Annotated in this window: 11 protein-coding genes; 3 read left to right on the forward strand and 8 right to left on the reverse strand. The window is 44.3% G+C overall.

Features of this window, described 5'->3' with window-relative positions; translation table 11 throughout:
• Window positions 1-73 precede the first annotated feature (73 nt).
• From H528_RS0110550 to acs, 3 genes are all read left to right on the forward strand, one after another.
• Window positions 74-823, forward strand: a complete 750-nt coding sequence (locus tag H528_RS0110550; protein WP_028845915.1) for an ATP-binding cassette domain-containing protein — start codon at window positions 74-76, stop codon at window positions 821-823.
• Window positions 787-1,968, forward strand: coding sequence for a SufB/SufD family protein (locus H528_RS0110555; RefSeq protein ID WP_022854277.1), 1,182 nt, complete (start codon window positions 787-789; stop codon window positions 1,966-1,968). Before H528_RS0110550 ends, H528_RS0110555 begins: the two co-directional genes overlap by 37 nt.
• A gap of 224 nt (window positions 1,969-2,192) precedes the next feature.
• Window positions 2,193-4,184 carry an acetate--CoA ligase gene (gene acs / locus H528_RS0110560; protein WP_022854278.1) on the forward strand — a complete coding sequence of 664 codons (1,992 nt, stop codon included), beginning with the start codon at window positions 2,193-2,195 and terminating at the stop codon, window positions 4,182-4,184.
• Window positions 4,185-4,364: 180 nt separating this feature from the next.
• Here acs and H528_RS0110565 read toward each other — a convergent pair whose 3' ends face one another.
• The 8 genes from H528_RS0110565 to H528_RS14660 form a co-directional block, all read right to left on the reverse strand.
• Window positions 4,365-5,270, reverse strand: a complete 906-nt coding sequence (locus H528_RS0110565; RefSeq protein ID WP_022854279.1) for a cation diffusion facilitator family transporter — start codon at window positions 5,268-5,270, stop codon at window positions 4,365-4,367.
• 177 nt (window positions 5,271-5,447) lie between these two features.
• Complete coding sequence (gene rimM / locus H528_RS0110570) at window positions 5,448-5,999, reverse strand: ribosome maturation factor RimM (protein ID WP_022854280.1); 552 nt, start codon at window positions 5,997-5,999, stop codon at window positions 5,448-5,450.
• A gap of 9 nt (window positions 6,000-6,008) precedes the next feature.
• On the reverse strand, window positions 6,009-6,248 hold the full coding sequence (locus tag H528_RS0110575) for a KH domain-containing protein (RefSeq protein WP_022854281.1): 240 nt from the start codon (window positions 6,246-6,248) through the stop codon (window positions 6,009-6,011).
• Between the two features lie 65 nt (window positions 6,249-6,313).
• Window positions 6,314-6,565, reverse strand: coding sequence for a 30S ribosomal protein S16 (rpsP, locus tag H528_RS0110580; RefSeq protein WP_022854282.1), 252 nt, complete (start codon window positions 6,563-6,565; stop codon window positions 6,314-6,316).
• A gap of 39 nt (window positions 6,566-6,604) precedes the next feature.
• Complete coding sequence (gene ffh, locus H528_RS0110585) at window positions 6,605-7,933, reverse strand: signal recognition particle protein (RefSeq protein WP_022854283.1); 1,329 nt, start codon at window positions 7,931-7,933, stop codon at window positions 6,605-6,607.
• A 49-nt stretch (window positions 7,934-7,982) separates the two neighbouring features.
• Window positions 7,983-8,801, reverse strand: coding sequence for a M48 family metallopeptidase (locus tag H528_RS0110590; protein WP_051132508.1), 819 nt, complete (start codon window positions 8,799-8,801; stop codon window positions 7,983-7,985).
• Window positions 8,794-9,489 (reverse strand): anaerobic ribonucleoside-triphosphate reductase activating protein, encoded by a 696-nt coding sequence (locus tag H528_RS0110595; protein ID WP_022854285.1) that lies wholly within the window; start codon window positions 9,487-9,489, stop codon window positions 8,794-8,796. The genes H528_RS0110590 and H528_RS0110595 overlap by 8 nt, the downstream gene beginning before the upstream one ends.
• Window positions 9,490-9,688: 199 nt before the next feature.
• Window positions 9,689-10,005 (reverse strand): hypothetical protein (locus H528_RS14660; protein ID WP_218969835.1); only part of this gene is annotated, 317 nt, incomplete at its 5' end.

The following is a 10,005-nucleotide window of genomic DNA, read 5'->3' on the forward strand; positions in this document are numbered from 1 at the left end:
TACTATACTAATTAGCTAGGAATAATTTTCAGACTAAATTAATTTTAAGGTGAGAGCTATGGCAAAGAATCCCATGCTAGAAGTCAAGGACCTTTGGGTAGAGGTTGAAGGTAAAGAGGTTTTAAAGGGTGTGAGTCTTACCATTCCTGTTGGCGAGACACACATTCTTTTTGGGCGGAACGGATCAGGGAAAACCTCGCTTCTCATGAGCATTATGGGGTTCCCGCAATATCGCGTGCGCCATGGAAAAATCTTTTTCAAAGGGGAGGATATTACAGACCTTCCTCCTTACGAGCGGGCGCGCCGTGGTATTGGAATTATGTTTCAACGCCCCCCAAGCATTAAAGGCGTTAAATTACGCGAGATGCTCGAGCTTTGTGCCAAAGAAAATGGCTATCGTATCAGAGAGCTTGCGCGAGAGTTTGGTTTTGAAAAGTTCCTAGAAAGAGACGTTAACCTGGGATTTTCCGGAGGAGAGCTTAAGAAAAGCGAACTTTTGCAACTTTTAATACAAAATCCTGATCTTGCCTTGATAGACGAACCTGAGTCTGGTGTCGACGTGGAAAATATCGAAGTCATTGGGAACATGATTCGCAAGCTCCTTGAGAAAGAAACCCATCGGCCCCGCAAAAAAAGCGGGCTCATTATCACCCATACAGGGTTTATTTTGAAATATGTCCCGGCAGATAGGGGCTACGTTATGCTTGATGGCAAAATCTATTGTCAAGGAAATCCTCAAGAAATTTTTGAGGGTATCCAAAAACACGGTTACGAGGAGTGTTTAAAATGTCTGAAAAGAATGGAAACAGAACTGAACATCTAACATTAGAGGATTTTATTCCAGCTAAAAAAGTAAAACCGCCAACTTCTCTTGAGGAATTGGCACCTGAGGAAGTTGCAAGGCTAAAGGAAGTAGGAATTGATCTTGAAGCAAAAGACAAACTTGGCCTTTTTGTCCAGGCAGATTGTGGGGTTGTTTCCTGCCATTGTGTGCCCAAAGGCATCGAGCTACTTCCAATTACCGAAGCCCTTAAAAAATACGACTGGCTAGTTGAAAACTATTTGTGGAAAGCGGTTCCTAAAGAGAAAGATGAATTTACCAAAATTACCGCTGAGGATTTAGACAACGGCTACTTTATCCGGGTTATGCCAGGTGAGAAGGTAATTTATCCGCTTCAGACCTGCCTTTACATTCGCACCGACAATGTTGCTCAACGGGTACATAACATCGTGATTGTTGAAGAAGGGGCAGAGCTTCACATTATTACCGGCTGTACCACCAATCCGCATGTTACTTCAGGGCTCCATATAGGGGTGTCTGAGTTTTATGTTAAGAAAAACGCCAAGTTCAGCTACACCATGATTCACGAGTGGGGAGAAAACATCCATGTACGCCCGCGCACAGGTGTCTGGGTGGAAGAAGGCGGGGTCATGATTTCTAATTATGTCTCCCTTGATAAAGTAGGCTCAGTACAGTCTTATCCTACCTGTCGCCTTAAAGGCCGAGGCGCTATTGGGCAGTTCACTTCGATCATCGCCGCTCCTGAAGGTGCCCACCTAGATTTAGGTTCGCGAGTTATCCTAGAGGCCCCAGAGACCCGGGCGGAAATTATTTCGCGCACCGTGTGTTATGGCGGGGAAGTAATTGCCCGAGGGCATCTTATCGGCAAAGCCCCTGAGATTAAAGCCCACCTAGAGTGTCAGGGGCTTATGCTTACAGACAAGGGCTATATCCTTGCCATTCCAGAGCTTGAAGCCCACGTGGCTAATGTTGATATGTCCCATGAAGCTGCTGTTGGAAAAATCGCCCAGGAAGAGATTGAATATCTTATGGCCCGCGGGCTTGATGAGGAAGAGGCTACAAGTCTTGTGGTTCGTGGTTTCTTAAACGTGCGTATTGAAGGGCTCCCTGAAGAACTTCAGGCCAAAATAGACAAGACCATCGAAGAAGCCAAAAAAGGTATGTAGGAAAAGCGGGGCTAAGCCCCGCTTTTCTTTTGTCAAAAAAATTCAATTCCCATACTTGGCAAATATCTATTTTTTTGGTAAGGCTCATCTAAACTGATGATTTAATTCAGTAAAATTAAATTTTTAGTCTCGGGAGGGGAATGATAGCAGTATATCTAGTCATTTGAGCCAAAATTTGCTATGAAATGAAAACCTTTTCAAAATAAAACACGAAGGAGGTAAAAATGGCGGATCCCACCAAGATTGAAAGCGTCTTAAAGGAAGAAAGGATTTTTTATCCTCCTCAAGAAGGTCGCGATGAGGCGTATATTGGGAGTAAGTTCGATTATGAGGAAATTTACCGTTATTCTCTGAGTGATCCTGATGGTTTTTGGAGTGAGCGCGCCAAAGAGCTTATTTCTTGGTTTAAACTCTGGGATAGAACCTGTTATTGGGATTTTCACAAGCCCGAGATCCGCTGGTTTGAAGGTGGTAAGTTAAACGCTTGCTATAACTGTGTGGACCGGCATCTTACTGACGCCACCCGTAATAAGGCAGCCATCATCTGGCAAGGTGAGCCTGACGAAGAAGTCCGCGTTTATACCTACGAGATGCTTCATCGGGAAGTTTGCCGCTTTGCTAACGTGCTTAAAAAGCTTGGGATTAAAAAAGGCGACCGTGTTGCCATTTATCTTCCCATGATCCCTGAACTGCCGATCGTGATGCTTGCCTGTGCTCGTATTGGTGCGATTCATTCAGTGGTATTTGGTGGTTTTTCCGCTGAAAGCCTTAAGACCCGTATTCAGGACTGTGAAGCCAAACTTTTAATTACCGCTGATGGTTATTACCGTGCGGGTCGTAAGATCCAGGCCAAGAAAAATGCCGACCAGGCCCTTCAAGATTGCCCCACCGTAGAAAAATGTATCGTAGTGAAAAGACTTGGTATTGACGTTGATTGGACGGAAGGTCGTGATATTTGGTATCACGAAGCTATTTCAGCTGAAGATATTGACGACTGGTGCCCCTGTGAAGAAATGGACGCTGAAGACGTGCTTTTTATTCTCTATACTTCCGGTTCCACAGGAAAACCTAAAGGGGTATTTCACACTACCGGAGGCTATCTGGTTTATGTGGCCCATACCCTTCAGTGGGTCTTTGACTTAAAGCCCGAAGACATATTCTGGTGCACTGCTGATATTGGTTGGATTACAGGGCATTCCTACATTGTTTACGGGCCTTTGAGCTTAGCTGCTACCCAGATTATGTATGAAGGTGTGCCTACTTATCCACATCCTGGGCGCTTCTGGGAGCTTTGCCAGAAATTCAAAGTAAACCTCTTTTATACCGCGCCTACGGTGATTCGTGCCCTTATGCGTGAAGGTGACGAATGGCCCCATAAGTATGATCTTTCAAGCCTTCGCGTCTTGGGTTCGGTGGGAGAGCCAATTAACCCTGAAGCCTGGTATTGGTATTACAAACACGTAGGAAGAGAACGCTGCCCCATTGTTGATACATGGTGGCAGACAGAAACAGGCGGCTTTCTCATTTCTCCTCTACCCTACGCTACTCCGCAAAAACCCGGCTCTGCTACTTTACCCTTGCCAGGGGTTGAGCCTGTTATTCTGAAAGATGACGGCACCCCTGCAGATGTAAATGAAGGCGGTCATCTTTGTATGAAGCGTGCCTGGCCTGGTATGTTGCGGGGTGTTTGGGGAGATCCTCAGCGCTTTAAAGACGTCTATTTCAGCAGATTCCCGGGCTACTATTACACTGGTGACGGTGCGCGTCGCGACGAAGACGGCTACTACTGGATTATGGGCCGCCTTGACGACGTAATTAACGTCTCTGGTCACCGCTTGGGCACTATGGAGCTTGAGTCTGCGCTGGTGGCTCATCCTGCGGTTGCTGAAGCCGCTGTTATTGGATACCCCCACGAAATTAAGGGCGAAGCCATTTACGCGTTTGTTATTTTGAAAGAAGGCTATGAGCCCTCTGACGAACTCCGCCAGGAGCTCAAACAGCATATGCGCAAAGTAATTGGTCCTATTGCAACACCTGACTATATCCAGTTCGTTTCTGGCCTTCCCAAGACCCGCAGTGGAAAGATTATGCGTCGAATTCTCCGCAAGATAGTCACAGGTCAGTATGAAGACCTGGGTGATACTTCCACCCTTGCTGATCCTTCTGTTATCGACGAATTGATCAAGGGAAGGGAAGAATTAATGGGCAAGAAATAATTTCTAAACTCCTAAATGAAAATAAAAAGGGCGGGATTATCCCCGCCCTTTTTTATTTGTTGGGGCCTTTGCAAAATATCGGGGTTAGTTTTTCAAGCCCGACCGCAAGGGATCCTTCTCATTTTTCGTACGAAAAATCCTAAAACAGGCTTTCTGAGGAAAGGTATTTTGCGAAGAGCTCTAATTGGTAGCTGTTTTTAATTTCTCTGAGTCATCGGTAGGATCAAGATGAATTGTTATGACCCACTTCTGTTTTGGGTCAATTTTTTTAATTCTCTCCTCCACTTGATTTGCTATATCATGGGCTTCTTGTAAAGAAATTTCAGGAGTGAAAACTAAATGTACGTCCACAAAATTGAAGTGGCCGGATTTTCTCGTCTTTAGAAAGTGATAACTATTTATCCCGGGGGTCTCTTTTATGACGCCTATGATTTTTTCTACTGTTTCGTCGTCTAAAGATACGTCCATAAGCATGAGAACCCCTTCTTTTATCAACGAGACTGCTGAAAAGAGAATATAGAGGGCTATTCCTATGCCAAAAATGCCATCTATGAGATAAAAGCCGGTTAAGTGGATGATTAAGAGAGATAGCACCACCGCAGAATTGGTGAAGAGGTCTGTTTTGTAGTGTAAAGCATCAGCTTTAATTACTAAATTTCCGGTTTTTTGGGCAACATAATTTAAGAAATAAACCAGACAGCCGGTTACAATTATGGAAAAAATCATGATCCCCAAAGAGATGTCTAATCTTGTTACCGGGGTTTGATGCACAATTTTGTGAGCGCCTTCGTAGAGAATAAAAAGGCCAGAAGCGAAAATAACAAGTCCTTCTACTACTGCAGCAATAGCTTCTAATTTTCCAAAACCATAATTAAAACGTTCATCAGGTGGGCGTTCCGAACTTCGCAGGACCAAACAATTAAAGATAGAAACAAAAATATCAAGAAGAGAATCTACGGCAGAGGCCAAAATAGCTACTGAGCCACTAACCATCCAAACAACGATTTTGATAAGAACCAAAAAGGCTGCGGTAGCACTGGCGACAATAGTAGCTTTTCTTTGTAATGAGAGACCGGGCTTTGCCATTTTGTATTTTTTTCCTTTAGTCAGGAGAATCTTCTGGCATAGACCGTTACAAAACACTTTTTCTTAAAAGCTGTTCTAAGATCCTATTTTTCGAGATGAAAAATAGGAACGGATTCCTTGTTCTTGCAATACTGATCTCGGCAATTTAGCAAGGGGCTCATTAAAATTTTTTGAGAATTAATTGGCATTTGATTTTACCTCATAACCTTGTATTTCTAGAAGATCTTCAGGGGGATCGAGATATAAAATCCCTTTTTCAAGGTTAATTTCTTTTATGATTTCGTGAATCATGGGGATATAGATAGTTTTTCTTTCAGGGGTTTTGATTTCTAGCAATTCATAAGGACCAACAGGCATAAGACCTTTTACCGTTCCGAGCTCTTTGCCGTCAGGCAAAAGAGCCTTTAGACCAACTAATTCGAAAACGTAATATTCATCTTCTTCGCGAGGGGGGAGGTCTTCAACTTCTACGTATAGCACTTTGTCATGCAGGGCTTCTGCGGCGTCTCTGTCTTTTATTTCCTTAAACTTGAATAAAAACCCCTCCCCTGGGGCTTGGCGTACGCTTTCTGGTTCTAAAGGCTTATATTCATTGTGGCTTGTTTTTAAATAAAAACGAGGGATTTGAGGAAGTATTTCGGCATTTAACAAGGGATAGGGGAGGACTTTTACCTCCCCTTTCATTCCGTGGGCTCGGGCAATCTTCCCGATGGTAATTTTGCGGGACACTTAAAACGACTATTCGATAATTTCTAAAACAGCACGTTTGCGAAGCTTGGTTGAAGCTGCGCTAAGGATAGTGCGCATGGCACGTGCTGTGCGGCCCTGTTTGCCGATAACTTTTCCTAGATCTTCTTTGGCAACTTTCAATTCAATGACAACAGTCTGTTCTCCTTCGATTTCCTTGACCTGCACGGCATCAGGGTTATCCACCAACGCCTTGGCAATTTGTTCGATAAGATCTCTCAACTTTCCCATAATTAACCTCCCTCTTGAGCTTTCATCACCAGAAATATAGGTATCCTACCCGCTACTTGCCAGTGTTAATTAGCGTTTAAAAGGCCGCTGCGTTTAAGAAGGGCTCTTACGGTTTCGGTTGGTTTTGCCCCACGCTTAAGCCATTTTTTCACTTTTTCAGGATCAACCTTGAATTCATAGGGTTCTTTTAAAGGATCATAATAACCTAGAATCTCAATAAACCTACCATCGCGGGGAGCCGAGGCTTCTGCGGCTACTACCCGATAAAACGGACGATTTCTACGCCCCTTACGCATTAGCCTGATTTTTATCGCCACTTCCTTTTCACCTCCTGTTTAAAACTGAGCTAACCATATTTACATGCCAAATAGGTTTCGGGCAAGAGCCTGGATGCCACCTTTTTTTCTCATCCGCTTAAAAAGTTTGCGCATCTCTTCATAGCTCTTAAGTAAGCGGTTAACATCCTGAACAGTAGTACCACTTCCGTTGGCAATACGTCTTTTCCTGCTAGCGTTAATTATTTTGGGATTCCTCCGCTCTTGCGGGGTCATGGAATTTATTATGGCTTCCATGCGTACGAGTTCACGTTCATCAAAAGGAAGATCTTTAAATTTGCTTCCTATTCCGGGGATGAGTTTAATTATCTGTTCAAGTGAGCCCAGACGCTTCATTTGTTTGATTTGTTCACGCAAATCTTCCAGGGTAAAGGCTTCTTTTTTTAGTTTTTCCTGAAGTTCCTGAGCCTTTTTGAGATCAAAAGCCTCTTGGGCCTTTTCAATGAGGGAGAGCACGTCTCCCATTCCCAGGATGCGTGAGGCCATGCGGTCAGGATGAAATACTTCAAGGGCGTCGAGTTTTTCCCCTACACCAAGAAATTTGATAGGGCATCCTGTAACTGCGCGAATAGAAAGAGCCGCACCCCCACGGGCGTCACCTTCTACTTTGGTTAAAACAACGCCGGTAAGGCCAATTTTTTCGTGGAAACTTTTGGCAATGTTAACCGCATCCTGACCGGTCATGGCGTCCGCCACCAGCAGCACTTCCCGAGGGGCAACCGCCTTTTTGATTTCTTCTACTTCTGTCATCATTTCTTCGTCTATATGAAGACGCCCGGCGGTGTCGATAATGACAACGTCATATCCTTTGGCTTTGGCTTCGGCTACGGCGTGTTTGACAATATCAACAGGATTTTGCTGAGGATTGCTATCAAAACAGGGAACTCCCACCTGCTTGGCAAGGGTTTTCAGTTGCTCGATAGCTGCCGGACGGTAAACGTCTGCTGGCACTAAAAAAGGCTTAAGTCCCTTCTTTTTCAAAAATTTGGCAAGTTTGGCAGCAGTAGTAGTTTTACCTGAGCCTTGTAATCCGACAAGGAGAATGGGTATAGGTTTGGGGCCAGATAAGTTTAACGGGACAGCTTCGTCCCCAAGGGTGTGTATTAGTTCTTCGTGGACGATTTTTATTAGTTGTTGGGCTGGGGTTAGACTTTCAAGAACTTCTGCCCCAAGGGCCCTTTCTTTTACGCGGTTAATAAAGTCTTTTACTACCCGGAAGTTAACGTCTGCCTCAAGAAGGGCAAGACGAACTTCCCTAAGCCCCTTTTCTACGTCAGAAGGGGTTAGTTTTCCGCGTCCGCGTAATTTTTTAAAGGTTGTTTCTAATCTTTCGCTTAAATTTTCAAACACAGCTCTGCACTTCGGCCAAAATTTTGAGAAACTTTAACTTGAAAAGAGACTAACGGCAATGAGGCTCAGGAATCTTTTCGCCTAATCCATATTTAGGATAGGTCTTCTCGTAAATTGGAAGAACTTTCGGAAGCAGCTTTTTAATGGCTTCTATGCGCTTTTCATCTGCAGGATGTGTTGAAAGAAATTCAGGGGGCCTTGGCCTGCCTTTAGCTGCCGCGCGCATCCTTTCCCAAAAACGTACTGCTTCCCGCGGGTCATAACCGGCCTTGGCCATAAGATAAAGACCAATGGTATCTGCTTCATATTCTTGCTCACGACTGTAAGGAAGCAGGACCCCTACGGTGGCGCCTAACCCGTAGGCGGTAAGAAAAATTCTTTTTGTTTCAGGATTTTTCAAATCGAGCATGCTCGCCAATAAAGCTTCGCCAAAGGTTGCCACCATGGCTATGCTCATGCGTTCTGCTCCATGGCGGGCAATGGCATGGGCGATTTCATGGGAAAGTACCGTGGCAAGACCAGCTTCGTTTTTTGCTATTGGTAAAATACCGGTATAAACAAATACTTTGCCTCCAGGGAGACAAAATGCATTGATGGTCTTTGGTTTATCTATGACCTTGAATTCCCAGTCGTAATTTTTGCCACTTGCTTTTGCTATGCGCATCCCTACGCGGGTTACCAAAGCGTTAATTACAGGATCATGGCAAAGCTTTTCTTTGTGAAGGATTTCTTCGTAAGCTTGAAGGCCAAGCTTTATTTCTGTTTGAGGGTCAATTAGTATGAGTTGCTTACGCCCGGTAATAGGGGCCTGGGCACAACCATTGAGAAAGAAAAGGACTATCATTAAAAGAATAATTCTTTTAAACATTGCGTAATACCACCGGCACATTGATTTTTTCTTCTAGGTAATTTTTAAGTTGCCTTAATTCTTCAGGCCCGTAAACCCCGAGATCAAGGTGAGGATTTAAGTGTTCTTCTTCGCTTAAGAAACGCTGCAAGGCCACCTGGTTGGCACTATTTAGGTATTTAGTAAGCTCATCTAATTCTTTTGAGCTTATAAAATAAGGGACAGCGGTGATACGTATTTCAAAAGGCACACGCCCTTTGATTATTTCAAGTGTTTCTTCTACCTTGGAAAAATCTCCCCCTAATTCGTGGTATCGCTCAGGGGAGGTCTTAAAATCTATCGCCACATAATCAATTAGCTCCTCTTCAAGAAGGGCTTTGACAACCTGGGGTTGTGAGGCATTGGTGTCCAATTTGATGGCTAGAGGGGTTTCTTTTCTTATGCGTTCTAAAAGAAGCTTTAAGCGCCTTGGGTGAAGGGTTGGTTCTCCTCCGGTGACAGTTACGCCTGAAATAAAATTTTCTCTTTTTTTTAATTCAGCAATGATTTCGTCGGTTTCTAGGTCAGGAAGTGTTTTTAGCCTCTCTGGCAAGACAAGATCAACGTTATAACAAAATGGGCACCTAAAATTGCACCCTCCAAAGAACACTACGGCGGCAATTTTCCCTGGGTAATCTACCAGGCTTGTGCCTCGAAAACCTTTTATCATAAGGCCATTTTACCTATTAAAGACACCTTTGCAAAAGGGCCGCGACTGGAGTTGCAAGCAACGGATTTTTGAAGAGGCCTTAAGAAAATGTCTCCGAAAAATTTTTTAGGGGGGAGGGGGTTGACAAAGGAGGAGGTGAAATTAGAGTAGTGAGGCCGTTTGCGAGAGCGGTTGAGCAGTTGTTTGATAGAGAAGGTTGTTACGAAAGCTTGACAGGGAAGTTACGAGAAATTAAAATGTAATTTTGCTGGAAAGCGGCACGTTCTTTGGTATCAAGGCAGGTTAAGATAAGGCACTCGCAAGCAAGTGCTTGACGAGTGTTTTTATGTGTGATAATATTTAAGCTTGCCTTGAGATGGCTGATCTTTGAAAACTGAATAGCGGCAGCAAGCGAGCCCCTAGAGAGAAGAGAAAGGGGTAGCCTTGCCGGTGGATAAATGAGCCGGCGGCTTTCACGGTTTAACGTGAGGGTTTGATCCTGGCTCAGGGCGAACGCTGGCGGCGTGCCTAACACAT

Source organism: Thermodesulfatator atlanticus DSM 21156, assembly GCF_000421585.1.
Classification (GTDB): Bacteria; Desulfobacterota; Thermodesulfobacteria; order Thermodesulfobacteriales; family Thermodesulfatatoraceae; genus Thermodesulfatator; species Thermodesulfatator atlanticus.